Source organism: Pseudazoarcus sp. NS34 (assembly GCF_059703725.1).
In genome coordinates this window covers 757,437-784,247 of the sequence record NZ_BAAKIZ010000001.1, presented here as the reverse complement: position 1 = coordinate 784,247, position 26,811 = coordinate 757,437, and the positions used below count along the sequence as shown (strand labels likewise).

Annotated in this window: 24 protein-coding genes and 1 riboswitch; of the genes, 14 read left to right on the top strand and 10 right to left on the bottom strand. The window is 64.2% G+C overall.

The annotated features are described in order from the left end of the window. Positions 1-9 precede the first annotated feature (9 nt). The 6 genes from AC6H0N_RS03730 to pdxH form a co-directional block, all read right to left on the bottom strand. A complete protein-coding gene (locus tag AC6H0N_RS03730; RefSeq protein WP_497572712.1) occupies positions 10-903 on the bottom strand; it encodes a sensor domain-containing diguanylate cyclase in 894 nt (297 codons plus the stop codon). A gap of 446 nt (positions 904-1,349) precedes the next feature. Next, positions 1,350-1,778, bottom strand: coding sequence for a hypothetical protein (locus tag AC6H0N_RS03725; RefSeq protein ID WP_497572711.1), 429 nt, complete (start codon positions 1,776-1,778; stop codon positions 1,350-1,352). A 131-nt stretch (positions 1,779-1,909) separates the two neighbouring features. After that, on the bottom strand, positions 1,910-2,248 hold the full coding sequence (locus AC6H0N_RS03720) for a hypothetical protein (protein ID WP_497572710.1): 339 nt from the start codon (positions 2,246-2,248) through the stop codon (positions 1,910-1,912). Positions 2,249-2,617: 369 nt separating this feature from the next. Next, on the bottom strand, positions 2,618-6,319 hold the full coding sequence (gene metH, locus AC6H0N_RS03715) for a methionine synthase (RefSeq protein ID WP_497572709.1): 3,702 nt from the start codon (positions 6,317-6,319) through the stop codon (positions 2,618-2,620). Positions 6,320-6,389: 70 nt separating this feature from the next. After that, positions 6,390-6,472: riboswitch (S-adenosyl-L-homocysteine riboswitch) on the bottom strand. Between the two features lie 44 nt (positions 6,473-6,516). After that, positions 6,517-7,131 carry a hypothetical protein gene (locus AC6H0N_RS03710; protein ID WP_497572708.1) on the bottom strand — a complete coding sequence of 205 codons (615 nt, stop codon included), beginning with the start codon at positions 7,129-7,131 and terminating at the stop codon, positions 6,517-6,519. A gap of 52 nt (positions 7,132-7,183) precedes the next feature. Next, the gene (gene pdxH, locus AC6H0N_RS03705) at positions 7,184-7,828 is read right to left on the bottom strand and encodes a pyridoxamine 5'-phosphate oxidase (RefSeq protein ID WP_497572707.1); all 645 of its coding nucleotides are present in this window, start codon (positions 7,826-7,828) and stop codon (positions 7,184-7,186) included. A 299-nt stretch (positions 7,829-8,127) separates the two neighbouring features. On the opposite strand from pdxH, the gene phnD reads away from it, so the two are divergent. From phnD to AC6H0N_RS03685, 4 genes are all read left to right on the top strand, one after another. Continuing rightward, complete coding sequence (phnD, locus tag AC6H0N_RS03700; protein WP_497572706.1) at positions 8,128-9,042, top strand: phosphate/phosphite/phosphonate ABC transporter substrate-binding protein; 915 nt, start codon at positions 8,128-8,130, stop codon at positions 9,040-9,042. A 135-nt stretch (positions 9,043-9,177) separates the two neighbouring features. Then, positions 9,178-9,966 carry a phosphonate ABC transporter ATP-binding protein gene (locus AC6H0N_RS03695; protein ID WP_497572705.1) on the top strand — a complete coding sequence of 263 codons (789 nt, stop codon included), beginning with the start codon at positions 9,178-9,180 and terminating at the stop codon, positions 9,964-9,966. After that, positions 9,963-11,759 carry a PhnE/PtxC family ABC transporter permease gene (locus AC6H0N_RS03690; protein WP_497572704.1) on the top strand — a complete coding sequence of 599 codons (1,797 nt, stop codon included), beginning with the start codon at positions 9,963-9,965 and terminating at the stop codon, positions 11,757-11,759. Before AC6H0N_RS03695 ends, AC6H0N_RS03690 begins: the two co-directional genes overlap by 4 nt. A 77-nt stretch (positions 11,760-11,836) precedes the next feature. Then, entirely contained in the window at positions 11,837-12,229 is a 393-nt protein-coding gene (locus tag AC6H0N_RS03685) for a rhodanese-like domain-containing protein (protein WP_497572703.1), read from the top strand. An 18-nt stretch (positions 12,230-12,247) separates the two neighbouring features. On the opposite strand, the gene AC6H0N_RS03680 is transcribed toward AC6H0N_RS03685, so the two are convergent. Further along, positions 12,248-13,429, bottom strand: coding sequence for a multidrug effflux MFS transporter (locus AC6H0N_RS03680; RefSeq protein WP_497572702.1), 1,182 nt, complete (start codon positions 13,427-13,429; stop codon positions 12,248-12,250). A 90-nt stretch (positions 13,430-13,519) separates the two neighbouring features. Beyond that, the gene (locus AC6H0N_RS03675) at positions 13,520-15,019 is read right to left on the bottom strand and encodes a YifB family Mg chelatase-like AAA ATPase (protein WP_497572701.1); all 1,500 of its coding nucleotides are present in this window, start codon (positions 15,017-15,019) and stop codon (positions 13,520-13,522) included. 164 nt (positions 15,020-15,183) lie between these two features. On the opposite strand from AC6H0N_RS03675, the gene AC6H0N_RS03670 reads away from it, so the two are divergent. From AC6H0N_RS03670 to AC6H0N_RS03640, 7 genes are all read left to right on the top strand, one after another. Then, on the top strand, positions 15,184-16,527 hold the full coding sequence (locus tag AC6H0N_RS03670; protein ID WP_497572700.1) for a YjgN family protein: 1,344 nt from the start codon (positions 15,184-15,186) through the stop codon (positions 16,525-16,527). After that, complete coding sequence (locus AC6H0N_RS03665; protein ID WP_497572699.1) at positions 16,527-17,546, top strand: M48 family metallopeptidase; 1,020 nt, start codon at positions 16,527-16,529, stop codon at positions 17,544-17,546. Before AC6H0N_RS03670 ends, AC6H0N_RS03665 begins: the two co-directional genes overlap by 1 nt. A 135-nt stretch (positions 17,547-17,681) precedes the next feature. Continuing rightward, the gene (locus AC6H0N_RS03660) at positions 17,682-18,692 is read left to right on the top strand and encodes a TRAP transporter substrate-binding protein (protein ID WP_497572698.1); all 1,011 of its coding nucleotides are present in this window, start codon (positions 17,682-17,684) and stop codon (positions 18,690-18,692) included. 64 nt (positions 18,693-18,756) lie between these two features. Beyond that, entirely contained in the window at positions 18,757-19,260 is a 504-nt protein-coding gene (locus tag AC6H0N_RS03655) for a TRAP transporter small permease (protein ID WP_497572697.1), read from the top strand. A gap of 4 nt (positions 19,261-19,264) precedes the next feature. Next, positions 19,265-20,545, top strand: a complete 1,281-nt coding sequence (locus AC6H0N_RS03650; RefSeq protein ID WP_497572696.1) for a TRAP transporter large permease — start codon at positions 19,265-19,267, stop codon at positions 20,543-20,545. 43 nt (positions 20,546-20,588) lie between these two features. Further along, positions 20,589-22,184: a gamma-glutamyltransferase family protein gene (locus AC6H0N_RS03645; RefSeq protein ID WP_497572695.1), complete on the top strand. Its 1,596-nt coding sequence runs from the start codon at positions 20,589-20,591 to the stop codon at positions 22,182-22,184. Between the two features lie 34 nt (positions 22,185-22,218). Further along, a complete protein-coding gene (locus AC6H0N_RS03640) occupies positions 22,219-22,893 on the top strand; it encodes a TetR/AcrR family transcriptional regulator (protein ID WP_497572694.1) in 675 nt (224 codons plus the stop codon). A 20-nt stretch (positions 22,894-22,913) separates the two neighbouring features. Here AC6H0N_RS03640 and AC6H0N_RS03635 read toward each other — a convergent pair whose 3' ends face one another. After that, positions 22,914-23,372, bottom strand: a complete 459-nt coding sequence (locus AC6H0N_RS03635; RefSeq protein WP_497572693.1) for a DsrE family protein — start codon at positions 23,370-23,372, stop codon at positions 22,914-22,916. A 111-nt stretch (positions 23,373-23,483) separates the two neighbouring features. Beyond that, positions 23,484-23,741, bottom strand: coding sequence for an accessory factor UbiK family protein (locus AC6H0N_RS03630; protein ID WP_497572692.1), 258 nt, complete (start codon positions 23,739-23,741; stop codon positions 23,484-23,486). Between the two features lie 302 nt (positions 23,742-24,043). Between AC6H0N_RS03630 and glnK the strand changes: the two genes are divergently transcribed. The 3 genes from glnK (at position 24,044) to AC6H0N_RS03615 (ending at position 26,759) form a co-directional block, all read left to right on the top strand. After that, complete coding sequence (glnK, locus tag AC6H0N_RS03625; RefSeq protein WP_497573240.1) at positions 24,044-24,382, top strand: P-II family nitrogen regulator; 339 nt, start codon at positions 24,044-24,046, stop codon at positions 24,380-24,382. Between the two features lie 16 nt (positions 24,383-24,398). Beyond that, the gene (locus AC6H0N_RS03620; protein WP_497572691.1) at positions 24,399-25,757 is read left to right on the top strand and encodes an ammonium transporter; all 1,359 of its coding nucleotides are present in this window, start codon (positions 24,399-24,401) and stop codon (positions 25,755-25,757) included. Between the two features lie 279 nt (positions 25,758-26,036). Further along, positions 26,037-26,759 (top strand): TorF family putative porin, encoded by a 723-nt coding sequence (locus tag AC6H0N_RS03615; protein ID WP_497572690.1) that lies wholly within the window; start codon positions 26,037-26,039, stop codon positions 26,757-26,759. The last annotated feature ends 52 nt before the right edge of the window (positions 26,760-26,811 follow it).

Here is a 26,811-nt window from a genome sequence, read left to right as displayed (position 1 = left end):
CAATGCCCGCTATTTGAACTCAACCCGGTTGCGCCCTGAGCGCTTTGCCGAATACAGCGCGTCGTCGACCCGTTTGAGCAAGGCATCTGGCCGGTCGCCGGCGAGGAGGGTGGTTACGCCAAAACTCGCGGTCACCGGCTGCCCGTGTTTGAAGGGGTGGTTGGCGATGGCTGCCCGCACCCGTTCCGCGCTGCCCACCGCAGCATCGTGTCCTGCCTCGGGCAACAGCACCATGAACTCCTCGCCGCCCCAGCGGGCGTGGATGTCGACCTGGCGGATGGCCTGGTTCACCAGTTCCACGGTGGCCTGCAACACCTCATCACCCACGTCGTGGCCAAAGCTGTCGTTGACGCGCTTGAAGTGGTCCAGGTCGTACATCATCAGCGCCAGCGGCCGACCGAACCGCAGCGCGCGGTCCATCTCTTCGGTCAGACGGCGCATGAACTCCGCGCGATTACAGATGCCCGTCAGAGAGTCGGTGGTGGCCAGTTGCCGGATACGTTCGTGATCGCGCTTGCGCTCGGTGATGTCGCGGTGGTTGCAGAAAATGAGCTTGGCGCCCTTGTACAAGGCAGCGTTGGTTGTGACTTCGACATCGACTTCGTGGCCATTCTTGTGCCGGTGGCGGGTCTCGAAGAAGTCACCTGCCGGCCCGACCGATTGCAGCATGCCTTCGATCTGGCTGCGATCGAACTGGCTGTCCCACTCCCACACGTGGAGCTTCTCCACCTCGGCGCGCGTATAGCCCAGCATCGCGGCAAATCGCTCGTTCGCACGGAACACGCTGCCGTCGTCACGCAGCACCACGATGCCGTCCCGGTTCTCTTCAAAGAAGATGCGCCAAAGCGCCGCCTCGTCATCCAAGCGGTCCGATTGCTGTTCCGCATCTCGCAAACCCGGCATCTGGGCGCTCCTGGCGTGGGTGCATTGCGTCGCAAGCTTCGCCAGATGGCGCAGGAGTGACGCTGCTGCCAACATTTTAAGCGGGTGCGCTTGAAAGTGGGCAAGCACTCGTTAGGCACACAAGAGCTTGCCCGAAGGCCCGATCAAGAACGAAGAAGCCCCAAGCCTTGCAGCGTGGGGCCTCATGTCTTCGGATGCAGCCGAGACGTCCGCAGATGGGTCGGCAAGTGGGGCCGGCTTCGCTATCCGACCGCCTGGGAATGCGCCAAGACCACGTAGGGCGCAATGAGCAACGCGCATTGCGCCGCATGTTCATAACAACGTTCGCGCGGATACTTCGTCCGGCGCAATGCCTTTCAGTTATTGCGCTCTACGCGGGCTCTTGATTCGACTCATTCTGGATATGAAGTTTGTAATGCAAGAGCGGACTACGATTCCTCCTCCTCTTACTCAAAGGCCCGATGGATTTGGTCATTCCAATAGAAACTGTTCAGCACCCAGCCGCCGGGTGATTTGTAGAAAATGAACGTCCAAGGGAGAGCATGCTTCGCAGTTTTTTCAATGTAGACGAACCGAAGCAGCGACTCCCCCCGCTTGCTCTCGTCGATTAGCTCGAAACCTACCGCCGGCCCGAATCGCGCTTTGAAAATCTCGCGCTGCGATCGCGTTTGCAGTGCCAGAGCCTCGACTTCGTCTTCAGGTATGACGATATAGGCTCGCATGAGATTGAACGCAGCGACCAGGTCATTTTTTGCAACATGGTTCATCACCTTGTCAGCGATCTGCCTCGCCTCCGTCTCCGACGTTAGCGCGGCGGACGACGCACTGGCGTAAAAGCCAATCGCAATCAGGAAAACAATAACATTACGAAGCATGGGTACTCCCATCGGTAAGTAGTGCTGGAGCAGCCGTTATAGGAACTACGATTAGACAATTCCTAGAAGTCGATCCGCGTATAAAGGAGATTAAGCCGTACAGGTATAGACCTGCCCCATGCGCGAATGCGTTAGGATGCATTGGCGCCAGCTGTGAATAGGCCTGCAAGCAATAAAATCGCCACAACAGCAATGACTGTTGCAATGATGCTGATCAAAAAACCTTTGAGTAGCGTGGTGCCTAGCGTGAATGCGTAAATTGCTGATCCACCGATGAGCGCGATTGCCACGGCTATTAGCGGGTCTAAAGCAGTTTGTTCGACAAGTCCAGATAGAATTATCTGGAGAATGACGGCTAATAGTGCGACACCGAATCCCGACTTTTCGGCTCCAACCATACGGGCAGCGAACATGACTGGAAGCACCAACAAAGCTACCAGAGCTGCGGACATCAAAAGTAGTTGCGACATGGGGTTCCTATTGATGATTCACGTGCTGTGAACGTCAAATTGACTGAAATTCAGGACGCCGCTTCTCATTTTCGGCCCTGAGAATGCAGGGGCCTTAAGTTATATTCTCAGCTTGAGGGTCGCCGAAGAGCATCTTCAGACTTTGCATCGTCGTGAAGGTCGGAAATTCACCAAAGTTACATGAATGAGTCGTCTGCTCTACAGATGTGCGTGAGCATACGAAGCGATGTCGCATATGTCTATTGGATTGTGAGGTGCTGGCCGCTTAGACGTGGCTGCACCGTGACTCCGAGCTCAACGCGACAATCCGGACGGCTCCGGTTGCTGCACCTTGTAACCCCGCAACGACCGTTCAGTCACGCACCCGCGTCAAACTAACGGCGCTAACCACCGCTGCGCTTCCTGCCCACTCATGCCAGTGCGCTCTGCCCAGTCATCCAGCTGATCGCCAGCAATCTTCGGCACGGCGAAGTAGTGGCTCTCAGGGTGGGCGAAGTAGAAGCCCGACACCGCCGCTGTGGGCAGCATGGCGAAGCTCTCTGTCAGCTCCATGCCGGCGTTGTGCGGGGCGTCCAGCAGCTTGAAGAGGTCGCCCTTCACGGTGTGGTCCGGGCAGGCGGGGTAGCCGGGGGCGGGGCGGATGCCGCGGTAGGCTTCCTTGATGAGTTCTTCGTTGCTGAGTGACTCGTCGGGCACGTAGGCCCAGTGCTCCTTTCGCACCTGGGCGTGCAGCCATTCGGCGCAGGCTTCGGCGAGCCGATCTGCGATGCTCTTGAGCATGATGGCGTGGTAGTCGTCGTGGTCGGCTTCGAAGCGTTCGAGATGCGGCTCGATGCCGATGCCGGCGGTGCAGGCGAAGGCGCCGATGTAGTCGGGCACGCCGGAATCCTTGTCGGCGATGAAGTCGGCGAGGCACCAGTGCGGTTTGCCTTCCGGGCGCTCGTGCTGCTGGCGTAGGCCGTGCCAGGTCATCAGCGGTTTGTCGCGCGCTTCGGTCTCGTAGATTTCGATGTCATCAAAGCCGACGGTGTTGGCCGGGAACAGGCCGAACACGGCGCGTGCCTGCAGCCATTTGCCCTGCACGACCTGGTCGAGCATGGCCTTGCCATCGTTGAAGACGTTGCGTGCGGTCTCGCCGACGACTTCGTCGTCGAGAATTTTCGGGTAGCTGCCGGCGAGATCCCAGGTCTGGAAGAACGGCGCCCAGTCGATGTAATCGACCAGCGCTTCGAGCGGCACGTCGATCGATTGCAGGCCGAGCTTTGCGGGCTTGGGCGGCACGTAGCCTGCGACGCTGTTCCAGCGATAGCGGTTGTCGCGGGCGGCCTGCAGCTTGACCAGCGTGAGGCCTTTCTTGTTGGCGTGCTGTTCGCGGATCTTGGCGTAGTCGGCGGCCAGGTTGGTGGCGTAGTCGTCACGCTGGCCTTCGGAGAGCAGTGAGGTCACGACGCCAACGGCGCGCGAGGCGTCGGGCACATAGACCACCGGCTTGTCGTAGTGCGGCGCGATCTTGATGGCGGTGTGGGCGCGGCTGGTGGTGGCGCCGCCGATGAGCAAGGGCAGGTCGAAGCCCTGACGCTGCATCTCGGCTGCGACGTGGCTCATTTCTTCGAGCGACGGCGTGATCAGGCCGGACAGGCCGATGGCCTGCGCGCCGTGTTCCTTGGCGGCGGCGAGAATCTTCTCGCACGGCACCATCACGCCCAGGTCGATGACCTCGTAGCCGTTGCAGCCCAGCACCACGCCGACGATGTTCTTGCCGATGTCGTGCACGTCGCCTTTCACGGTGGCCATGACGATGCGGCCCTTGTTGGTCGCGCCGGTGCGCAGCTTCTCGGCCTCGATGTAGGGAATGAGGTGGGCCACCGCGGTCTTCATGACGCGGGCCGATTTGACGACCTGCGGCAGGAACATCTTGCCGGCGCCGAAGAGGTCGCCGACCACGCTCATGCCGTCCATCAACGGGCCTTCGATGACGGACAGGGGCGGCTTGCCTTCGGCTTCGAGGCGGGCGCGCACTTCTTCGGTGTCTTCGACGACGAAATCGGTGATGCCCTTGACCAGCGCGTGGGACAGACGCTTTTCGACCGGCATCTCGCGCCAGCTGAGGTCCGGGCCGCTTTCGCGCGCTTTGCCCTTCACCGACTGGGCGATGTCGACCAGCGCGTCGCCGGCGCCGGCGCGGCGGTTGAGCACCACGTCTTCAACGGTTTCGCGCAGCGCCGGATCGAGTTCGTCATACACGCCGAGCTGGCCGGCGTTGACGATGCCCATGCTCATGCCGGCCTTGACCGCGTGGTACAGGAACACGGTGTGGATGGCCTCGCGCACCGGGTCGTTGCCGCGGAAGCTGAAGCTCACGTTCGACACGCCGCCGCTGATCTTGGCGTAGGGCAGGTTCTTGCGAATCCACGCCACCGCCTCGATGAAGTCGACGGCGTAGTTGTCGTGCTCCTCGATGCCGGTGGCGATAGCGAAGATGTTGGGGTCGAAGATGATGTCTTCGGGCGGAAAGCCGTGGCTGGTGAGCAGATCGTAGGCGCGCTTGCAGATCTCGGTCTTGCGCGCAAAGGTGTCGGCCTGACCCTTCTCGTCGAAGGCCATCACGATCACGGCGGCGCCGTAGTGGCGGCACAGGCGGGCCTGGCGCAGGAATTCGGCCTCGCCCTCTTTCATCGAGATGGAGTTGACGATGCCCTTGCCCTGGATGCACTTGAGGCCGGCCTCGATCACGCTCCACTTGGACGAGTCGATCATGATCGGCACGCGCGAGATATCCGGCTCGGACGCGACGAGCTTGAGGAAGCGTTCCATCGCGGCCAGCGAATCGAGCATGGCCTCGTCCATGTTGATGTCGATGACCTGTGCGCCGTTCTCGACCTGCTGGCGGGCCACGGCCAGCGCGTCGTCGAAACGGCCTTCGAGGATCATGCGTGCGAAGGCGCGTGAGCCGGTGACGTTGGTGCGCTCGCCGACGTTGACGAACATGGTGTCGCCGCCGACGTTGAACGGCTCCAGGCCCGACAGGCGCAGCTTCTTCTCGATCTGCGGAATGCGGCGCGGCGCGAGCCCGGCGACCGCCTCGGCAATCGCCGCGATGTGCTCCGGTGTGGTGCCACAGCAGCCGCCGACGATGTTGAGCAGGCCGGATTCGGCCCATTCGCGGATCGCGGTCGAGAGCTCTTCGGGCGTTTCGTCGTAGCCGGTGGGCGACAGCGGATTGGGCAGGCCGGCGTTGGGGTGGGCCGAAACATGGGTATCGCAGATGCGCGACAGCTCATCGACGTACTGGCGCAGTTCCTTGGCGCCCAGCGCACAGTTCAGGCCGAACGAGATCGGACGCGCGTGTGACAGCGAATTCCAGAACGCCTCGGCGGTCTGGCCCGACAGCGTGCGGCCGGAGGCGTCGGTGATGGTGCCGGAGATCATCACCGGCAGGCGCTGGCCCAGGTCGCCGAACAGCTTCTCGACGGCGAACACCGCAACCTTGGCGTTGAGCGTGTCGAACACCGTCTCGATCAGGATCAGGTCGGCGCCGCCTTCCATCAGCGCCTTGGCCGAGTCGTAGTAATCGTCGAGCAGGGCGTCGAAGCTGACGTTGCGGAAACCGGGGTCATTGACGTCGGGCGAGATCGACAGCGTGCGCGAGGTCGGCCCGATCACGCCGGCGACAAAGCGCGGCTTGGCCGGGTTCTTCGCCGTGTACTCATCGGCGATCTCGCGGGCGATGCGGGTGCCCTCGACGTTGATTTCCCAGGCGAGGTCTTCCAGCCCGTACTCGGCCTGCGACACGCGCGTGGCGTTGAAGGTGTTGGTCTCGATGATGTCAGCGCCGGCATCGAGGTAGCCGCGATGGATCTCGGCGATGACCTCGGGCCGTGTGATCACGAGCAGGTCGTTGTTGCCCTTGAGGTCGCGCGGATGCGCCATGAAGCGCTCGGTCACGCCTTCGCCCCGGTACTCGCGCTCGGACAGCTTGTACTGCTGGATCATCGTGCCCGTGCCACCGTCGAGCACGAGAATGCGCTCGGCGAGCAGGGACAGGAGTTCTTCGGTGCGATCGGCTTGCATGCGTTACCTCGGGCGTTGCGTCGGCCGGATGGCGCGCTGCAAATGAAAACGGCGCCACAAATCCGGCAGGGATTTGCGAGCGCCGTTGTTCGGTTGCTGAGCCTGGCCCGGCGACGTGATCGTCAGCGTCGGGTCGCAGCGCTCCTCAGCAAGCCGGGGATTTTACCGGGACGCGGGCAGGCATGCAAAACGCTGATTTACCAGCCGTAGTGGCTGAACCAGCCGAAGCGGCCCGAGCCGACACCAATGCTGCCGTAGGGCGATACGCGCCCGCCCGACCCGAAACCCATGCCGATGCCGTAACCGAAGCGCGGTCCGAACCAGCTGTGATCACCGTCGTAGCTTGGATAGACGTAGCTGTAGCTGGTGCGGTCGACCTTGCCGTCGATGAAATGCACGTTGAAGTAGGTCGCCAGCACGCCGGCCCAATGGTTGGGCACATTCCAGTCCCACACCTCTTCGTTCAGGCGCGGAAAGCGCTCGATGCTGCGATGCGCGCCCAGCGTGCGGCGCACTTCGTCCACGGTCATGCCGGGCTTCACGCGGCCGTGGTTACGCTGCTCAAGCGCGTCGTACTGTTCGACGATGCGGCCGCTGGCATCCACCGTGTACATCCAGCTGGTTTCGCCCATGGGCTGGGTCGAATACTCCAGCGTGCGGGTGCCGTCGGGGTTGTTCCATACCTGCTTGGGTTCGCCGCGCGTGGAGATCAAAGCGGCTTCGGTGTCGAAACGGGTCTGGAAGCTTGCGCAGCCGCCCAGTCCGACCAGAGCCACCAGCACCAGCAGCCAAAGCGATAGTCTTGATTTCATGGTGTGCCTCATTTGGCCCGCAGGGCCTTGAATTGATATGGCGTCGCGCTGCTCAAGGCGACAGTCGCGCGCGCGACCATTCGCCCTTTTCGTCCAGCGTCCACGCAAAACGGTCGTGCAGCCGCGACGAGCGCCCCTGCCAGAACTCCCAGTAGTCCGGCACCAGCCGGTAGCCGCCCCAGTGCGGCGGGCGCGGCGGCTTGAGGCCGAACTTCAGCCCATATTCGGCGGCCCGCGCGACGATCACGCCGCGATCGGTAATCGCCTCGCTCTGGTGTGACGCCCAGGCGCCGATACGGTGAGTCAGCGGGCGGCTCTCGAAATAGGCGTCGGATTCTTCTGCCGACACTTTCTCTACCTTGCCTTCGATGCGCACGACGCGTTCGAGTTCAACCCAGTGGAACTGCAGCGCGGCAATCGGGTTGGCTGTCAGTTCGCGGCCCTTGCGGCTGTTGTAGTTGGTGTACCAGACGATGCCGCGATGATCGAAACCCTTGATCAGCACAATGCGCGTAGACGGCCGGCCGTTCTCGCCAACGGTGGCCACCGTCATGGCGTTGGGCTCGGGCACGTTGCGTTTCATGGCTTCGGCAAACCAGTCCTCGAACTGCACGAACGGATCTGCCAGCGCTTCATGGTCTTCGAGGCTGCCCTGCTCGTAGCTCTTGCGCAGGTCGGAAAGCGGTGGGGTACTCATGGTGGGCTCCAGATGCGATGACCCTTCGACCAGGCATCGCTTACAGCGTTTCAGCACACCGAATGATACGGCAGCGCATCAATCGCAGCTTGCTCCGGGGGCCGCGAACAGGAAGAATCGCGCCCTTGGAGTCTTTACCGACTCGTCCCGGGCAATTCCGGTCGATCTGCGTATCGGCCCGCCCGGCGGCGGAGAAATCCGCCCGCATACGGCCCGCTTCGGCGGGAATTAAACCCCGGCGCATCCCGCACCGGAGTGGCTGGAACGGACCCTGTCCGATCCAACAACGGGAGAATTCCATGTACCAAAAATCTGCCTCGCGCAGAGGCTTCATGCTGTCCGCCATCGCGCTTGCCGCGTTCGCCACCTTTGGCTCCGCCTCGGCTACGGCGGCCGCTCCCAAGAAGCTCATCATCACCGCCATTCCGGACGACGGCGACGCCGACCGCATGCGCGAGAACTTCGGCGCGCTCGCGAAGTACCTGGGCGAGAAGGCCGGCATCGAAGTCGAATACATGCACGTCGAGAACTACGCCGCCAGCGTCACGGCGCTGGCCACCGGCCGCGCGCACGTCGCCTGGCTGGGTGCGGTCACCACCGCCCAGGCGCGCATGCAGATGGGCGACGGCATCACCATTCTGGGTTGCCGTGACATCGACAAGGGCTTTGTCAGCTACTTTATCGCCAACCCGTCGATCGGTCTCGCGCCGGTGAAGGATCTCGGCGAGCTTGCCGCAGCGGCCGAGGGCAAGAGCTGGAGCTTCACCTTCGGCAGCAAGAGCAGCACCTCGGGCCACATGATGCCGCGCAAGTACTTCCTCGATCAGGCCGAAGTGGCGCCCGAGAAGGTGTTCCGCACGGTGGCCTATTCGGGCAGCCACGACGTGGTGATGCAGATGGTGGCCGACGACACGCATCAGGTTGGCGCGCTCAACTACGCCTCGTGGGACAAGGCCAGCGATGCGCTGAAGGCCAAGGCCCCGATCGTCTACAAGACGCCGCCCTACACCAACTACGCACTGACCGCCCGCGCCGATCTCGGCCCGGAACTGCTCGGCAAACTGCGCAGCGCGCTGCTCGAGCTCGACGCCAAGGACCCGAATGGCGCCAAAGTGCTGAAGTACCTGAAGGCCGGCAAGTTCATCGAAGCCGACATCTCCGAGTGGCAGGGCTACGTTGATCTGCTGCAGTCGGGCATCGACATCGGCGGCTGAGAGCAGCTGCAGGGTCTCCCGTAGGGCGGATTAGCGAAGCGTAATCCGCCGGATGAATAGCCAATGCGGCGCAATGCGCTGCGCTTATTGCGCCCTACGAGACCTGCGCGACACAACCCTTCGGGATACGTCGTCATGACCTCCGATTTTCCCGTCCGCCTCACGGACGCTTCCGTCGCCTACGCTGGCAAAACCGTGCTCGACGGCGTCACGCTGGATATCTCGGCGGGTGAGCGCGTGGCCGTCATCGGGCCGTCGGGGGCGGGCAAGACCACGCTGTTTCGACTTGTCGCCGGGCTGGTGAAGCCGGTGCAAGGCGAGGCGCTCACGCTCGGGCGCGACACGCGCGTACTCACCGGCCGCAGCCTGGATGCGCTGCGCCGCGAGCTGGGCTTTCTGCAGCAACAGGACAACCTGATCCCGCAACTGCGCGTGGTGCACAACGTGCTGATGGGCCGGCTTGGCCATTGGTGGCTGCCACGCGCTTTGCTGTCGCTGCTGTGGCCTCAGCAGATCGACCGCGCCGTGGCCGCATTGCAGCGCGTGGAACTGGCTGACCGTCTGTGGTCACTGCCGGACGAACTCTCCGGCGGGCAGCAGCAGCGCGTCGCCGTGGCGCGCCTGATCGTGCAGCGGCCCAAGCTGGTGCTGGCCGACGAGCCGGTCAGCGCGCTCGACCTGCGCCTGGGCCGCGAGATCATCGGCCTGCTCACGGAGCTGGCCACGCGCGACGGCGTGACACTGCTGGTGAACCTGCACACGCTGGACCTGCTGCAGGGCAACTTCGACCGCGTCATCGCGTTGCGCGAGGGCAAGCTTTTCTGGCAGGGCCGGCCGGATGAACTGACCCAGCAGTTGCTGCGCGAGCTGTATGGCGCCGAGTATCGCGCGCTGCATCTGGACGAGATCGCGCTGCCGGCATGAACGCTGCCGCCCTTCCTGTGCAGCACGGCAAGCGGCCGTGGGGCCACTTTGTCGCCATCGTCGCGTTGCTGCTTGCCGTGGTGGCCGCCTTCGCGGCTGCCGACTGGGACTTGGCCGCGCTGACCGATGCCGAGCGTCGTGCCGCTGCCGCCGGGCGCATGGGCGCCTGGCTGGCGGCCTTTCTGTCGCCCGATCTGTCGGCGGAGTTTCTCGCCCACAGTTGGGAGCTGACGCTGCAGACCTTGTCGGCTGCCATTCTCGGCACCGCGCTGGCAGTGGTGCTGGCCTGGCCGCTGGCCATGGGGGCGAGCCGCGCCGTATGCGTGGGTGAAGAGCGCGCCCACGGCCGCTTCATGCGCCACTTTCCGCTGCGCTCACCGGTCGCCCTGCTGTGCTCGCTGTGCCGGCTGATCCAGGACGTGTTGCGCGCGGTGCCGGACTTCGTGTGGGCCATCATTCTGGTCGCCATGATCGGGCTCGGGCCGCTCACCGGCGCGCTGGCGCTGGCGCTGAACATCACCGGCATCCTCGCCAAGGTCTACAGCGAACTGTGGGACAGCGTGCCCGAAGACCGCTACGCGCAGGTGCGCGGGCTGGGCGGCGGGCGCATTGCGACCTTCCTCTACGGCATCCGCCCGCTGGCTTCGCGCAACGTGCTGTCGTTTACGCTGATGCGCGCTGAGTGCGCGATCCGCAATGCAGCGGTAATCGGCGCGGTTGGCGGCGGCGGACTGGGCGCCGAGATCTGGTACCAGATCCGCTTCGGCGCATGGGACAAGGTCGGCACGCTGATCCTGTTCACGCTGCTGCTCACGCTCACCGCAGACCTTGCCAGCAACTACATTCGCCGCCAGTTGCGCGGCGACCCGAATCGCGCTGCTGCGCCGGTATCGTGCGCAGTGGCTGGGCCGGTGGACGACGGCATGGCCATCCGTGCGCCGCGCGCGGCCTGGTGGGCGGCCGGCTTTGCCGCGCTGGTCGCAGCCTGGTCCCTATGGTTCATGGGCTGGGGCAACCGCGGCGGACAGGACGGCGCGCCGCGCAATCACCTCGAACCCGCGCTGGAGCTGTTCACCGGGCAGGCCTGGGAGAATCTGCGCTTCTTCGAGCGTCTGCTCTCGCCGGTGCTGCAGCTGGAGTTCGTGTGGCGGGTGGTGCAGTCGGCTGCGATTCCGCTCGCGATTGCGGTGGTCGGCACACTGCTTGGTGTGGCCGGCGCCATTGTGCTGACGCGCTGGCATTCGGCGAGCTTCCAGTTGCACTCCGCCCGTTTCACCGGCGAGACGCCAGCCGCGTGGTTGCGCGCAATCCGGGCGCTGCAGCTTGCCGCAGCCCGCGCGCTGGCAATGGTTGCGCGTGGCGTGCCGGAAGTGATGTGGGCCTTTCTGCTGATCGCCTTCTTCGGGCCGGGCCTGGTGGCCGGCACGCTGGCGATTGCGCTGCACACCCTGGGTGTACTCGGGCGGGTGTTTGGCGAGGCGGTGGACAACCTGCCGCTGTCCCGCTTTGAGCCGGTGAGCGGCGCATCGCGCTCGGTTACCTACGGCGCGTTGGCGGTGCCGCTGGCCTGGCGTGACTGGATGACCTACGCCTTTTTCCAGTTCGAGAGCAATGTGCGCGCCGCCGTGGTGCTGGGGCTGATCGGGGTCGGCGGGCTGGGCTTCCAGTTTGCGTTCAACTTCGAGTGGTTCCGCTTCGAGCGCGCCGGCACCTATCTGATTGCGATGATTCTGCTGACGGTGCTGATCGACCGCGCATCGCGCCTGCTGAAGCTCGGGCGCGCCACCGGCTGAAGCCGAGGTATACGAGACGTTGAAAGGCGTATCCACAAAATACGCTAATATGCCGATCCTGCGATGGAGACTCCGGCATGAATCACCTCACGCCCAAAGAGGCGTTCGCCTTCCTCAACGACAACCCCGAAGCGCTGCTGATCGATGTGCGCAGCGAGATCGAGTATCTCTTCGTCGGCCATCCGAAAGGCGCAACTCACATCTCGTGGAATGACGGCCCGGACTGGGAGGTGAACCCGCATTTCGTCGGCGAGGTGAAGAAGCTTGCCGGTCACGGCACCGAACGCCCGGTGGTGCTGATCTGCCGCAGCGGCAACCGTTCGGTGAGCGCTGGCGATGCGTTGGTCGAAGCGGGTTTTCACAACGTCTACAACGTGGTGCACGGTTTCGAGGGCGAACTCGACGAAAACCATCACCGCGGCACCGTCAACGGCTGGCGGTTTGACGGCTTGCCTTGGGAGCAGTGCTGAGGTTTTGCCTGCCGCCGCTCAGCGCTGGCGGTTTGCCCACCCCACGAAACACAGCAGACCGAGCGCCACGAACACGCTCGCACCCGTCCCCAGCGACAGCGGCGAGGCCCACAGCAGCGGGGCCGCAACGCCGGCTGTCACCGCATTGACCCCGACCTGCGTGAAGCTCTGGCAACTCGACGCCAGGCCGCGTCGCGTCGGGAACAGGTCGAGTACCAGCAGCGTCAGGCTGGGCATGGCCAGCGCCATGCCGAAGGTGTAGACCCCGACCGGCAGCACCGACCACGGCAGTGACGGCGCAAACATGGCCGCGTGGGCCAGGTTGAACAACACGGCGGCGATCATCACGACGAAGCCGGTGCCGATGGTGCGCTGCCAGTTCCAGCGCCCGGCCACCCGGCCGGACAGCCACGCGCCCCCGATCATGCCGACCACCCCCGGCACGAACAGCCAGCCGAAAGCGCCCGGGCCGAGGCCGAGGTGTTCCATCACGAACACTGGCGCCGACAGCACGAACACGAAAAAACCGTTGAAATTGAAGGCCAGCGTAAACGCCAGCAGCAGGAAGGCGCCGCTGCCAAGCACGGTGCCGTAGGCGCGCGCGAGACGGCCCGGATGCATGGACTGGCGCGCTTCGAGCGGCAAAGTCTCGGGCAGGTAGCGCCAACTCAGCCAGGTCAGCAAGCCGGCAAAGGCCGCCAGAAAGAGAAAGATCGAGCGCCAGCCGGCGAGCATCAACAGCACGCCGCCGACCATTGGCGCCACCGCTGGCGCGATGCCGAAAATCATCATCACGCGCGACATCAGGCGCTGCGCGCGAGCCCCGTCGAAGAGATCGCGTATCACCGCGCGCCCAACCACCATGCCGGCGCCGGCGCTCATGCCCTGCAGCGCACGCCCGACCCACAGGCCTTCGATCGAGGTCGCGGCGGCGCACAGCAGCGAGGCGGCGCCGAACAGCGAGGTGGCCACGATGATCACGCGTCGCCGGCCGAAGGCGTCGGACAGCGCGCCATGCCACAGCGCCATCAAGGCAAACGTCAGCATGTAGGCGGTCAGCGTCTGCTGCACTTCGATTTGCGTCGCGCCCAGCTCGGCACCCATCGCGGGGAAGGCCGGCAGATAGGTGTCGATCGAGAACGGGCCGATGGCAGCCAGCGCAGCGAGCAGCGCGGCCAGACCGGCAGGAGAGAGCGTCATGCGGATTCCGGGTGATGCGCGGCACGCAGCCTGGCGCAGGGAGACAGCATAACGACCCCGCACAGGCCGCGATAGTTTCCTGCCTTGCGCTCAGGAGCGCGTATCCAGCGTCCTGCGGTAGTGCACGGCCTCGGCGATATGGGCGGAACTTACCTCTGCCGCGCCGGCCAGGTCGGCGATGCTGCGCGCGACCTTGAGCACGCGGTGGTAGCCGCGCGCCGACAGCCCAAGGCGTTCCACCGCCTGCGCGAGCAGGGCACGCCCGGCCGCGTCCGGCGTGCAGTGGGCGTCGATTCCGGCCGGCGGCAGTTCGGCGTTGATGCAGCCCTGTCGCGCAATTTGGCGCTCGCGCGCAGCCAGCACGCGGGCCGCCACGGTGGCGCTGTTCTCACCCGGTGTCGCGCTTTCGAGTTCGGCGACGTCGAGTGCTGGCACCTCGATCAGCACGTCCATGCGATCGAGCAGCGGGCCGGACAGCTTGCCGATGTAGCGCGCGACCTGCTCGGGCGTACACCGGCAGCGGGTTTTGGGGCTGCCGCGCTGGCCGCAAGGGCAGGGGTTCATGGCAGCCACGAGCTGAAAACGTGCGGGGAATTCCGCCCGCCGCAGGGCGCGCGACACGGTGATGGAGCCGGTTTCCAGCGGCTCGCGCAGGGCTTCGAGCACGCGCCGATCAAACTCGGGCAGCTCGTCGAGAAACAGCACGCCGTGATGCGCCAGGCTGATCTCACCCGGCCGAGGCACGGTGCCGCCGCCAACCAGCGCTGGCACCGATGCAGAGTGATGCGGAGCGCGAAACGGGCGCTGGCGCCAGCGCGCCGGGTCGAAGCTGCCCTCGATCGACTGCACCGCGGCAGTGGCAACCGCCTGCGCTTCATCCAATGGTGGCAGCAAGCCAGGCAGGCGCTGCGCGAGCATCGACTTGCCGGTGCCGGGCGGCCCGAAGAGCAGCATTGAGTGTCCGCCGGCGGCGACTACTTCAAGCGCACGACGAGCGCGCAATTGCCCTTTGACGTCGGCCAGATCGGGGGCGGACGGCGGTGTGCTGACGAGGGTGCGCGGGTGCGGGGCGATCGGCGTGTGACCGTTCAGATGTGCACACACCGCCAACAGGTCGGCGGCCGGCAGCACTTGCACGCCATTGGCCAGCGCGGCTTCGTCGGCATTGGTTATCGGCACGACCAATGCTCGCCCGCCTGCGGAGGTGGCCAGGGCGATGGCGAGCGCGCCGCGCACCGGTTGCAGGGCGCCGTTGAGTGACAGCTCGCCAACAAACTCGTGGTGCTCCAGCGCCGCCGCGTCGAGCTGGCCGGATGCGGCCAGAATGCCGATTGCGATCGGCAGGTCGAACAAGCCGCCTTCCTTGGGAAGGTCGGCCGGGGCGAGGTTCACCGTGATGCGACGTTGCGGAAACTCGAACTGCGATACGGTCAGCGCGGCGCGCACACGATCACGCGCCTCGCGCACTTCGGCGTCGGGCAGCCCGACCAGATTGAACGCTGGCAGGCCGTTTGCCAGATGCACTTCCACGGTTACCGCAGGCGCTTCCAGGCCGGACAGCGCGCGCGTCTTCACCAATGCCAGCGACATGCGAATCTCCCGTCCGTTGACCGGCGCATTGTAGCGGCCGTGATAGCGATGACATGGTGATTTATTTGGCGCTCGCATGGCATGCCGTGCTGCTATGATCCAGGGCAGCTGCCGCTTTCAGCGCTAAAACCCCACTTCGCATCGCACTACACCTGGAGAAGCCGATGTCGCAATCGACTTTCAGCCTGACCTACGACGGAGGCATTCGTGAAGGCTTCGATGCGGAGGCCGTCAAGGCCCGCGTCATCGAATTGCTCGGGCTCAACGACAAGCAGGGCGCGCGGGTTTTCAGCGGCCAAGCCGTTGTCTTGCGCCATGGCCTGACCGAAGACGATGCCGTGCGCTACTGCGCCCGACTCAACGCCATTGGCATGGCGGTGGCTCTGCGCATCGAAGACGCCCTGGCTCCGCCGCGTGCCACGCCGCCGGCTGCCCCGACTGCACCCGCGGCGAGCGGCGCGGACGACGACGCAGGTGGCATCGTGCCCTTCGAGTTCCGCGGCGAGGGGGGCGAGTTCTTCCGCATCTGGATCGTCAACATCGTGTTGAGCATCCTCACGCTGGGTATCTATTCGGCATGGGCCAAGGTGCGTACGCAGCGCTATTTCTATGGCAACACGCGATTGGCGGGGTCGAGCTTCGAGTATCTGGCCGACCCGATCCGCATTCTCAAGGGGCGGCTCATCGCCTTTGCGCTATTTGTGCTGTACATGCTGTCGGACCAGTTTTCGCCCGTGTTCGGCGTTGTGGCTTTCGTTGCGCTGATGGCGCTGATGCCCTGGATCATTCATAGCAGCCTGCGCTTCCGCAACCACAACAGCGCCTGGCGCGGTGTGCGTTTCGGCTTCGACGGCAGCCTCGGCGACGCTTATCGGAACTGGCTTTTGTGGCCTGTTGCCGGCGCGCTGTCGCTTGGCCTGTTGATGCCTTACGTGGTGCGCAAACAGGTGGCCTATTCCATCAACGGGAGCCGTTTCGGCGATACCCGTTTCGGCTTCGATGGCAGCGTGAAAGGCATCTACGTGGTTTTCGGTGCGTGTCTCGGCGTGTTGCTGTTGGGCGCTTTTGTCGCAGGGCTTTTCCTTGGTGTGGTGACGCCGGCGCTGGTCGGAACGAGCGCTGGCAGCGACCCCGGCATGCTGGGGCTGGCGCTGGCCGCTTTCGGCATGGTGCCGCCGCTGCTGGGTTACTTTTTGGCCTTTGTCTTGTTTATCGCGTGGATGACCAACTACCGGTTCAACAACAGCCGGCTGGGCATGCACCGTTTCGAGGCGGACTACCGATTTGGCTCCTACGCGCGGCTCGTCCTGGTCAACACGCTGTGCATGGTGCTGACCTTGGGCCTGTTCTACCCGTGGGCCAAGGTGCGCAGTGCGCGCTATGCGGCCGAGCACACGCGGGTCATCGCCGATGGCAGCCTGGACGATTTCGCGGCCAGTCAGGACCCCGACGTAAATGCCACGGGTGGTGAGATGGGCGAGCTGTTCGACATCGGAGTCGGCTTCTGATGCAGGTTGCAGGGCAGTTCGGCGATGGTCGGCGCGCGCGCGCGGAGGCGGCGCAGTTGCGCCGCGAAGGCGGCCGGCTGCACGTCGTGGCCGCCGACGGGCGCGCGCTGGTCGAGCCTGCGCTGGTCGACACGGTGAGCGTCAGCGCGCGCCTCGGGCGGACGCCGCGCCACATCGTTTTCCCATGCGGTGGCAGCTTCACCACTGATGAAAATGATGGCGTGGACGCCCTGCTGAGCGCGCACACGCGTTCCGGACAGGGCCTGGTGAATCGGCTGGAATCACATTGGCGCTTTGTCTTTGTGGCGCTTGTCGTAACGGTTGCGACGGTGTTCGTGGGGGTCGTGTGGGGCGTGCCGGCGGCCGCCCGGCACGTGGCCTTCCAGTTGCCGGCGTCGGTCGGCCAGGAGGCGCAACGCCTGGCCCTGGAAGTGCTCGACCGCGCTGCGTTCGAGCCAAGCCGTCTCGACGCGGCGGAGCAGGACCGCCTGCAGGCCGTCTTCGCCCCGCTGATCGAGCGCCATGCGCCACATCTGGGCATTCAGGTGAGCTTCCGCGACGCCGAGAACAGCTTCGGCGCCAACGCGTTGGCGCTGCCGGGCGGCGCGGTCATCATGACCGATCAACTGGTGGCGTTGGCGGAGCACGATGATGAACTCGTGGCCATCCTCGCCCACGAGATCGGGCACGTTGCAGAACGCCACGCGCTGCGCCGCACGGTGCAGGCTTCGGCGCTGTCCCTGGTGACCTTGCTGGTGTTCGGCGATGTCTCTTCAGTGCCCGCGCTGGCTGCGTCGATTCCGGTCGTGCTGACCGAAATGGGCTATTCGCGGGACTTCGAGCGCGAGGCAGATCTGTATGCCGTGCGCGTGCTGAACGACAGCGGTATTGCGCCTCAACGCCTCGGCGACATCCTGTCGCGGCTTGCTCCCGAACACGGCGGCAGCAGCGGTTACCTGTCGACTCATCCGCCTACTCCGGAGCGGGTGGAGATGATCCGGCTCCACGCGAATCACTGAAGTCATTGTGAGAGCAGCACACCCTTGTGCATGCCGTCCTTGACTTCTGCAAGTTGGTAAGTAATCTATTACTTGCAAACATTGCAAGATCCGCAGCAGGCATCCTGATCCCAACTACCCGTCCAGGAGATGAAGATGAGCAAGCAGTTCGAACACAGCAAACTGAAGGCACTTGTCGGCGGTCTTGCGATCGCCGCGCTGGTGCACGCCGGTGGCGCCATCGCGCAGGTATCAATGAAGTTTCACCACGATCTTCCGGAGGACAGCGCCCAACACCTGGCCGCCGAGAAGTTCAAGGCCGCGGTCGAGGAGCGCAGTGGTGGCGCGATCAAGGTCCAGTTGTTCCCCAACAATGCGCTGGGTGACGACGTCGAGGCGACCCAGCAGATGCAGTTCGGCGCGCTTGAGTCGGCCATCATCCCGACGGCCAAGCTGTCGAACTTCGTGCCGGCAATGCAGATCGTCGATCTGCCCTTCCTGTTTCCGTCCCCGGCCATCGCGCACAAGGTGCTCGACGGCGCGGCGGGCGACCGCTTGCTGGCCACGGTCGAGAAGGTCGGCCTCAAAGGCGTGACTTTCTGGGAGAGCGGCTTCAAGCAGTTCACGTGTGACCGCGCGGTCACCGGGCCGGCCGATTTCGCGGGGCGCAAGGTGCGCGTGATGCAAAGCCCGATCATCATGGAGCAGTTCCGCGCGATGGGCGCCAACCCGGTGCCGATCGCCTTTGGCGAGACCTACAACGCGCTGCAGCAGGGTGTTGTCGACTGCCAGGAGAACCCGCTGGTGTCGATCACCAAGATGAAGTTCTACGAAGTGCAGTCGGACGTCGTGATCAGCAACCACGCTTATCTGGCCTACGCCTTCCTGTTCAGCAAGCGGTGGTTCGACGCGCAGAAGCCCGAGCACCAGAAACTTCTGATGGACGCCGCACGCGAGATGACGGCCTTCCAGCGCGAAGAGACTGCCCGTCGCGAGGCCGGCTACGTCGACACCATCAAGACCAGCGGCACGCGCGTCAGCACACTCGACGACAAGCAACTGTCGGCCTTTCGCGAGGCCACCGCGCCGGTGCACGACAAGTTTGCCGCCCAGATCGGCACGGATCTGATGGACGCCTTCAAGCAGTCCATCGCCGCCGCGCGCTGACTCTTGCACGGGGCCGGCCGCCAGCCGGCTCCGACCTTTCCCGCTTCCCTTCCGGAGTCTTCCAATGCGGAAACTCGACCTTCTCGTGTCGCGTTCCGAGGAAGTGCTCATCGGCGTGCTCATCCTGAGCGCCTCGGTGATCCTCTTCGCGAACGTCGTCGCTCGATACGCCTTCAATGCCGGCTTCGCCTGGGCCGAAGAACTGGTGCGCTACCAGATCGTGTGGATGGTCTTCCTCGGTGCCAGTGTTGCGGCGCGGCAGGGCATCCACATTGGTGTGGATCTGCTGATCAAGTTCAGCCCGCCGGGCATCGCCAAAGCCATCGATCTGCTGGTGCACGTGATTGCCGTGGCCTTCTGCGGTTTCCTGGTGTTCTACGGCGTGGAACTGGTCGCACAGACGCGCGCCTTCGGTCAGGTCAGCCCGGCGCTGCAGATGCCGATGTGGCTGGTGCAGCTCGCGATCCCGGTCGGCGCCGCGCTGATGGGCGTGCGCTTCACGCAGCAGTTCTTCCGCAGTCTGCTCGGTCGCGAGCAGCAAGCGGCCCACCTCGAACAGATCGGGTGATGCCATGGTCACGACTTTCCTGATTCTTCTTGCGGTGCTGCTGATCATCGGCGCGCCGATCTTCATCGCGCTGTCCGGCTCAGTCATGACGGCCATGGGCACCGGCAGCCATGTGCCGCTGGCCATCGTCATCGAGCGGCTGTTTGCGGGGCTCGACAAGTTCTCGCTGATGGCGATTCCGTTCTTCATCCTCACCGGCAGCCTGATGGGCGTCGGCGGGCTGTCGCAGCGCATCGTGCATTTCGCCAACCTGCTGGTCGGGCGTTTTACCGGCGGTCTGAGCATCACGGCGGTGAGCTCAAGCATGTTCTTCGGCGCCATCTCGGGCTCCAGCCCGGCGACGGTGGTGGCGGTCGGTGGCTTGCTGTATCCGGCGATGCGGCGCGACGGCTATTCCGGCCCGTTCTCCATCGGCGTGATCATTGCCTCGGGCTCGCTCGGCATCATCATTCCGCCGTCGATCGTGATGATTGTCTATGCCGCGGTCACCGGCGTGTCGGTCGGCGCGCTGTTCATGGCCGGTATCGGCGCGGGTGTGCTCTACGCCGCGTGCTTCATTCCCTACTGCGTGTGGCGCGCCAAGCGCGACGGTGTCAAGCCGATGACGCCGCCGACCTTGCGCGAGCTGTGGCAGGGCCTGAAGGATGCCGCCTGGGGCCTGGGCGTGCCGGTGGTGGTGCTTGGCGGCATCTACGGTGGCGTGTTCACGCCGACCGAGGCCGCGGCCGTGTCGGTGGTGTATGCGCTGCTAGTGTCGGCCCTGATCTATCGCGAGAAGACCCTCGGCGAGCTGTTCCGCACCATGATCGACGCGGCCACGACCACCGCGCAGGTGATGATCATCCTCGCCGCGGCATCCGTGCTGGCCTGGTTCCTGACCAGCAACGGCCTGGCCGTCGCGGTCGCCAACGCGGTGCTGTCGCTGTCCGAGAACCCGTATCACATCTTCCTGCTGATCAACGTCACGGTACTGATCGTCGGCATGTTCCTCGACGCCGCTTCGATCATGGTGATCCTCGCGCCGCTGTTCTACACCATCGGCATGAAGGTCGGCATCGACCCGGTGCATCTGGGCGCAGTGCTCACCGTCAATGGCGCGATCGGCATGTTCACGCCGCCCTTCGGCCTGAACCTGTTCGTTGCCAGCTCACTCGGCGGGGTGACTTACCTGCAGGCAGTACGCGGCTCGCTGCCCTTCATCGGGATTGCGATCGTCGCGCTGATCCTGCTCACCTATCTGCCTGCCGTAAGCATGTGGCTGCCCAACGCCGTGTATGGCGGTTGAGCGGCACAAGCGTAAAGAGGAGAAGCCCTTGGAACCAGTGACCATGACCCAGGCCCCCCCACGCGGAGCGCTGGCGCGCTCGCACGAAGGCATCGTCACCAGCCCGCATACGCTAGCTACCGAGGCCGGGCTCGCCGTATTGCGTGACGGCGGCAATGCCATCGAGGCGGCCATCGCCATGGGCGCCTGCCTGGCAGTGACCTATCCGCACTTCACCGGGCTTGGCGGCGATGCCTTCATGATCATCGCCGACGCCTCGGGGCGCGTGCGCAGCCTGTCCGGCATCGGTCAGGCTGCGCGCCAGCTGCCGGCCTATGAGGGGGCGATTCCTGTGCGTGGTCCGGGCTCGATGCTGACCAGTGCCGCGACGGTCGATACCTGGGGCAAGGCGCATGCCCTGTCGCGTGACGACTGCGGCGGCAGCATGGACTGGGGCGCCTTGCTGGAGCCGGCCATCCGGCTTGCGCGGGACGGCTTTCCGATCACGCCGTCGCAGCGCTTCTGGCTCGACTTCCGCGCGGCTGAGATGAACGTGCTGAGCGGTGTCGCCACGCGCTTCCTGCGCGCTGGCGCAGTGCCGGATGCGGGCTTCCGCGTGTCTCAGCCACAACTGGCCGGGTCGCTGGAGCTGATCGCAGAGCATGGTCACCGCGACTTCTACGAAGGGCGCCTCGCCGAGCGCATCGCGGCGGGCCTGGCTGCCGCCGGCGCGCCCTTGGATGCAGAGGATCTCGCCGCCACCGCGGCGCGGCTTGAGACTCCGCTACGCGTGCCCTACCGCGACGGCGAGCTGATCGCCCATCAGCCGCCCACGCAAGGCATGACCACGCTCGGCATCATGGGCATTCTTGATCGCTTTGACCTCGCGGCGGTGGCCGAGGGCAGCGCCGATCACTACCACCTGCTGGTCGAGGCAGTGAAGCTGGCCTTCATGGACCGCAACCGGCACCTTGCCGATCCGGATTTTCATGACGTGCCGGTCGAGCGCTTGTTGTCGTCGGATCACCTCGCGGCCTCCGCGGTGTCTATCGATCCCCGTCGCGCACGCGCCTGGCCACATGCATTCCGCCACGGAGACACGGTTTTCCTCGCCGCGGCAGACCGCTTCGGCAACGCCGTGTCGATGCTGCAGACGGTGTACTACGACTGGGGCAGCGGGGTTGCGGTGGGCGACACCGGCATGCTGTGGCACAACCGAGGTGCGGCCTTCAGTCTCGACCCGGCGCACCCCAACGTGCTGGCGCCCGGCAAGCGGCCGTTCCACACGCTCAACCCCGGCATGTATCTGGAGAACGGGCGCCCGCGCCTGCTCTACGGCACCCAGGGCGCGGACGGGCAACCCCAGACGCTGGCGGCAATCCTGACCCGCCTGATCGACTATGGCCTGGACCCGCTCAGCGCGCTCGCCCGACCACGCTTCCTGCTCGGGCGCACCTTCTCGGACAGCCGCGACACCCTCAAGCTGGAAGAGGATGCCGGCCCGGCAGTGTTTGACGAACTGGCCCGCCGCGGCCACGAAATCAGCCCCATCCCCGCGCAAAGTCCGCTGGCCGGCCACCCCGGTGCCATCAGGATCGGGCCGGACGGTTTTGCCGGGGCGCATGACCCGCGCAGCGATGGCGTCGCGCTGGGACTGTGAGCAGCTAGAATCCGGGCACCGACAGGAAGCGCAGATGACCGAAACCTCCACCAAGACCCGCGCGCCGAGCGCCCGGCGCAATGCCGGCGAGACACGTGAGCGCCTGCTGCAGGCGGCCACCGAGGAGTTTTGCGAGCGCGGTTACGACGGCGCGCGCATGGAGCGCATCGTGCGCAGCGCCGGCTGCAACATCCGCATGGCCTACCACTACTTTGGCGACAAGGAAGGGCTGTACCTGACGGTGCTGGAGCACATCTACGAGGATCTGCGCTCGAAGGAGCGCGAGCTCAACTTCACGCATCTGGAGCCGGTGGCCGGCATGCGGGCGCTGGTTGAATTCACCTTCGACCATATGGCCGACCACCCCGAGTTCATTGCGCTGGTGCGCAACGAGAACCTGCTCGGCGGGCGCATGCTGAAGAAGTCGGGAAAAGTCGCGCAGCAGAGCACGCCGCTGGTCGGCATGATCCGCGAGACGCTGCAGCGCGGCGAGCAGGCCGGGCTGTTCCATTCAGGCGTAGACCCGCTGCAGCTGTATGTATCGATCCTGTCGCTGGCGCTGACCCACATCTCGAACCGCCACACTCTGTCGGCGATCTTCGAGAAGGATCTGGCGGATCCGGTCTGGCTGGCCGAACGGCGCAAGCATGCGGTCGAGGTGATTCTTGCCTACCTGCAAAGCAAACCGGCCTCGCAAGAGGCCGGCTGAAGCGAGCACTGCGGTCGGTGTCAGGGCTTGATGTAGGTGAAGCCCTGCGTTTGCAGAATGCTTAGCTGCGCCACGCCGGACGGCACGACATCTGCCTGACTCACGTCGTACAGGTTGTCGAGTTTGACTTCGCGACCCTGCAGCGTGTTGGCGCAGACCTGGAACTGCACGCCCTTCTGCTTGAGACCGGCAATGCGCGCCTGCATCTTCTCGTCGGCATTGGCGCTTTTCATCCTGGTCAGCTCGCGATCCTCCGGATACAGGAGCAGTGACAGACCATCGCCATGCATGACCACCTTGACTTCAATGTTGCCGTCTCCGACCGCATTGATGTGGTTCTGCACGTTGCCTAGCGCAGCATATTGCTGAGCCGCTTCGCCACCGTTGATGTGGTACACGACCTTGTGTTTGTCGGCTGCGCTGGCAAGGCTTGCGAGTGCGACGCAGGCGACGGCCAATCCTGATTTGATCCAGTTCATGAAGCGCTCCTGTGGGGAAGTGTGCGCCGCGCTGCGCTCTGACGGCGAGCCGGCTCATCGCCAATACCTTAGGGACTGATTACTTTCTTTCCAGAGGTGCCAGGCCGCAGCTCAGGCACCCGGATCGACGGTCTTTCGCGCCGCTTCCAGTTCAGCAACCCGATGTTCCAGATCGGCCAGGCGCTGACGCGTCTGCGCCAGCACGTCGCGCTGGATGTCGAATTCCTCGCGTGTCACCAGATCAAGCCTGTTGAAAGCGCTGCCGAGCAGGGCGCGCGCGTTCTTCTCGATGTCGCCGACCGGGCTGCTGGCGGCCAGCTCGGCCAGCTTTGCACCGATTTCGTCCAGGAAGCGTGGGGGCTGGTTCATGTCGTACTCCGCGTGATTGCAAGTCAGGTAGCCAGTTTAGCACCGCCCCCGGCACGCCGTCGGGCGCCGGAACAGGGCGAATGCACCAAAGTAGTGCGATTCACTGCTTTTGTGCATCGCTAATGCACAGGGAATTTCCGGGTGGGACGGTTGGCGTGGTTCAAGCCGCTGAAAAATATCATGTTTCAAAATCTGGCATGGAACGTGCAAATGGCCTTCTGCCAGCTAACGACTGCGTGAGGAAGTGACATGCAAGCCCCGACAACATTCGCAGCACCCGATGACAGGAGATTCCCATGACCATGAAGTTCATCACAGCAATCATCAAGCCCTTCAAGCTCGACGAAGTGCGCGAAGCGCTCTCCGCCATCGGCGTACAGGGCATTACCGTGACCGAAGTCAAAGGCTTCGGCCGCCAGAAGGGTCACACCGAGCTCTACCGCGGCGCTGAGTACGTGGTGGATTTCCTCCCGAAAGTGAAGATCGATGTCGCCATCCGTGCCGACATGGCCGAGCAGGTCATCGAGACCATCGAGAAATCCGCCGCCACCGGCAAGATCGGCGACGGAAAGATCTTCGTGTTCGACGTCGAACAAGTCATTCGTATCCGGACCGGCGAAACCGGCACCGACGCACTGTAAGCAAGGGAGCCTACACATGAAAACATCGTTCAAAACCCTTCTCGCGCTTGGCGCGGCCGGCGTCGCCGCCCCCGCGCTGGCCCAGGAGCCGACCATGGCGGACGTGATGACCAACGTCTTCCATCTGCAGTACGCAATGGACACCTTCTACTTCCTGGTGTGCGGCGCGCTGGTGATGTGGATGGCCGCCGGCTTCTCGATGCTCGAAGCCGGTCTGGTGCGCGGCAAGAACACCGCCGAGATCCTGACCAAGAACGTTGCGCTGTTCTCGATCAGCTGCGTCATGTACCTCGTCTGCGGCTACGCCATCATGTACGGCGGCGGCATCTTCCTGTCCGGCATCGAAGGCGGTGAAACGCTGGTCGAGGACGCACTGGGCGCGATGGTCGAGCAGGCCGACTTCACCGGCGACTCGGTCTATTCCGGCGCTTCGGACTTCTTCTTCCAGGTCGTGTTCGTTGCGACCGCCATGTCGATCGTTTCCGGCGCGGTGGCCGAGCGCATGAAGCTGTGGGCCTTCCTGGCTTTCGCAGTGGTCATGACCGGCTTCATCTACCCGATGGAAGGCGCCTGGACGTGGAACGGCGACGACGTGTTCGGCATGTACAACCTGGGTGACCTCGGCTTCTCCGACTTCGCTGGCTCCGGCATCGTCCACATGGCTGGCGCAGCTGCCGCCCTGGCTGGCGTGATCCTGCTCGGCGCACGTAAGGGCAAGTACGGCCCGAACGGCGAACCGCGCGCGATTCCCGGTGCCAACCTGCCGCTCGCCACGCTCGGCACGCTGATCCTGTGGATGGGCTGGTTCGGCTTCAACGGTGGTTCGGTGCTCAAGCTTGGCGACATCAGCAGTGCCAACGCTGTTGCGATGGTGTTCCTGAACACCAACACGGCCGCTGCCGGTGGCGCAATCGCCGCGATCATCGTGTCCAAGATGATGTTCGGCAAGGCTGACTTGACCATGCTGCTCAACGGCGCACTGGCCGGTCTGGTCACCATCACGGCTGAACCCTCCACCCCGACCCCGCTGCTCGCCACGCTGTTCGGCGCTGCCGGTGGTGTGCTGGTGGTGCTGTCGATCACCACGCTGGATCGCGTCTTCAAGATCGATGATCCGGTCGGCGCGATCTCGGTGCACGGTGTGTGCGGTCTGCTCGGCCTGCTGCTGGTGCCGGTCACCAACGGCGACGTGACCTTCTTCGGTCAGATCGTCGGCGCCCTGACCATCTTCGTGTGGGTCTTCGGTTGCAGCCTGATCGTGTGGGGCGTACTCAAGGCAGTGATGGGCATCCGTGTCACCGAAGAGGAAGAGTACGAAGGGGTCGACCTGGCCGAGTGCGGTCAGGAAGCCTACCCGGAGTTCGTCAGCAAGTAAGCGCGTAATCCGCGCAAAAACGGAGGCGCCTGCGGGCGCCTCTTTTCTTGCATGCGGATACCTGAGTACGACGCGTCAGACGTCAAAGCACCATCTTGGTGCATCAGGCCCAGCCTGGGCACCGGAAACGTTAGCGCCTTGTGATGGTCGCGTCCTTGCGAATCTTTATGGCCTCGCAAATTGCTGTTTTTAAATCATTTATTACGATTTTTTGAATCTGGCACGCTACCTGCTAGTTAGTCATTGCAGAACACCCCACCTTTAACAGGAGAAGTACACATGAAGAAAACTCTCATCGCTGCCGCTGTTCTGGCCGCAACCCCGTTCGTTGGTGCCAACGTCGCCATGGCGGAAGGCGAACTGCCGATCTCCGCCAACATCAGCATCGTTTCCGACTATGTGTTCCGCGGCGTCAGCCAGACCGACAACGATCCGGCCCTGCAGGGCGGTCTTGACTGGTCGCACGACAGCGGCTTCTACCTGGGCTTCTGGGCGTCCAACGTGTCTTGGCTGAATGACCTCGAGCTGGGCACCAACAACAGCCTCGAAACCAACTTCTACGGCGGCTACGCCACCGAAGTCGGTCCGATCGGCATCGACGTCGGCCTGCTGCAGTACTACTACCCGGGTGACTACGGCGGCGAGTACAAGGCAGACGGTGGCGAAAAGCCGCATACGCTCGAAGGCTACATCGGTCTGTCGTGGGAATTCCTGTCCTTCAAGTACTCGCACTCCTTTACCGACCTGTTCGGCGTGCCGGACTCGAAGAGCTCCAAGTACTACGACCTGTCTGCCTCCTATGAAGTCATGGACGGCCTGACGCTCGACGCGCACTACGGCTATTCGAGCATCCATGGCTCCGACAACTACAAGGACTGGAAGCTGGGCGCGACCAAGTCCTACGGTGGTTTCGATTTCGGCCTGCACTACACCGACACCGACATCAAGGACAACAAGTGGGCCGACGAACGCCTCGTCCTGTCGGTCAGCAAGAGCTTCTGATTCACGCACTACAAAGCGCTGTCGGACTGGTCCCCTCCTCGCCAGTCGGACT

Bases quoted from the DNA above. Each gene is read 5' to 3' on its own strand.
- AC6H0N_RS03730 (WP_497572712.1), bottom strand. From the start codon at position 903: ATGCCGGGTTTGCGAGATGCGGAACAGCAATCGGACCGCTTGGATGAC.
- AC6H0N_RS03725 (WP_497572711.1), bottom strand. From the start codon at position 1,778: ATGCTTCGTAATGTTATTGTTTTCCTGATTGCGATTGGCTTTTACGCC.
- AC6H0N_RS03720 (WP_497572710.1), bottom strand. From the start codon at position 2,248: ATGTCGCAACTACTTTTGATGTCCGCAGCTCTGGTAGCTTTGTTGGTG.
- metH (WP_497572709.1), bottom strand. From the start codon at position 6,319: ATGCAAGCCGATCGCACCGAAGAACTCCTGTCCCTGCTCGCCGAGCGC.
- AC6H0N_RS03710 (WP_497572708.1), bottom strand. From the start codon at position 7,131: ATGAAATCAAGACTATCGCTTTGGCTGCTGGTGCTGGTGGCTCTGGTC.
- pdxH (WP_497572707.1), bottom strand. From the start codon at position 7,828: ATGAGTACCCCACCGCTTTCCGACCTGCGCAAGAGCTACGAGCAGGGC.
- phnD (WP_497572706.1), top strand. From the start codon at position 8,128: ATGTACCAAAAATCTGCCTCGCGCAGAGGCTTCATGCTGTCCGCCATC.
- AC6H0N_RS03695 (WP_497572705.1), top strand. From the start codon at position 9,178: ATGACCTCCGATTTTCCCGTCCGCCTCACGGACGCTTCCGTCGCCTAC.
- AC6H0N_RS03690 (WP_497572704.1), top strand. From the start codon at position 9,963: ATGAACGCTGCCGCCCTTCCTGTGCAGCACGGCAAGCGGCCGTGGGGC.
- AC6H0N_RS03685 (WP_497572703.1), top strand. From the start codon at position 11,837: ATGAATCACCTCACGCCCAAAGAGGCGTTCGCCTTCCTCAACGACAAC.
- AC6H0N_RS03680 (WP_497572702.1), bottom strand. From the start codon at position 13,429: ATGACGCTCTCTCCTGCCGGTCTGGCCGCGCTGCTCGCTGCGCTGGCT.
- AC6H0N_RS03675 (WP_497572701.1), bottom strand. From the start codon at position 15,019: ATGTCGCTGGCATTGGTGAAGACGCGCGCGCTGTCCGGCCTGGAAGCG.
- AC6H0N_RS03670 (WP_497572700.1), top strand. From the start codon at position 15,184: ATGTCGCAATCGACTTTCAGCCTGACCTACGACGGAGGCATTCGTGAA.
- AC6H0N_RS03665 (WP_497572699.1), top strand. From the start codon at position 16,527: ATGCAGGTTGCAGGGCAGTTCGGCGATGGTCGGCGCGCGCGCGCGGAG.
- AC6H0N_RS03660 (WP_497572698.1), top strand. From the start codon at position 17,682: ATGAGCAAGCAGTTCGAACACAGCAAACTGAAGGCACTTGTCGGCGGT.
- AC6H0N_RS03655 (WP_497572697.1), top strand. From the start codon at position 18,757: ATGCGGAAACTCGACCTTCTCGTGTCGCGTTCCGAGGAAGTGCTCATC.
- AC6H0N_RS03650 (WP_497572696.1), top strand. From the start codon at position 19,265: ATGGTCACGACTTTCCTGATTCTTCTTGCGGTGCTGCTGATCATCGGC.
- AC6H0N_RS03645 (WP_497572695.1), top strand. From the start codon at position 20,589: ATGACCCAGGCCCCCCCACGCGGAGCGCTGGCGCGCTCGCACGAAGGC.
- AC6H0N_RS03640 (WP_497572694.1), top strand. From the start codon at position 22,219: ATGACCGAAACCTCCACCAAGACCCGCGCGCCGAGCGCCCGGCGCAAT.
- AC6H0N_RS03635 (WP_497572693.1), bottom strand. From the start codon at position 23,372: ATGAACTGGATCAAATCAGGATTGGCCGTCGCCTGCGTCGCACTCGCA.
- AC6H0N_RS03630 (WP_497572692.1), bottom strand. From the start codon at position 23,741: ATGAACCAGCCCCCACGCTTCCTGGACGAAATCGGTGCAAAGCTGGCC.
- glnK (WP_497573240.1), top strand. From the start codon at position 24,044: ATGAAGTTCATCACAGCAATCATCAAGCCCTTCAAGCTCGACGAAGTG.
- AC6H0N_RS03620 (WP_497572691.1), top strand. From the start codon at position 24,399: ATGAAAACATCGTTCAAAACCCTTCTCGCGCTTGGCGCGGCCGGCGTC.
- AC6H0N_RS03615 (WP_497572690.1), top strand. From the start codon at position 26,037: ATGAAGAAAACTCTCATCGCTGCCGCTGTTCTGGCCGCAACCCCGTTC.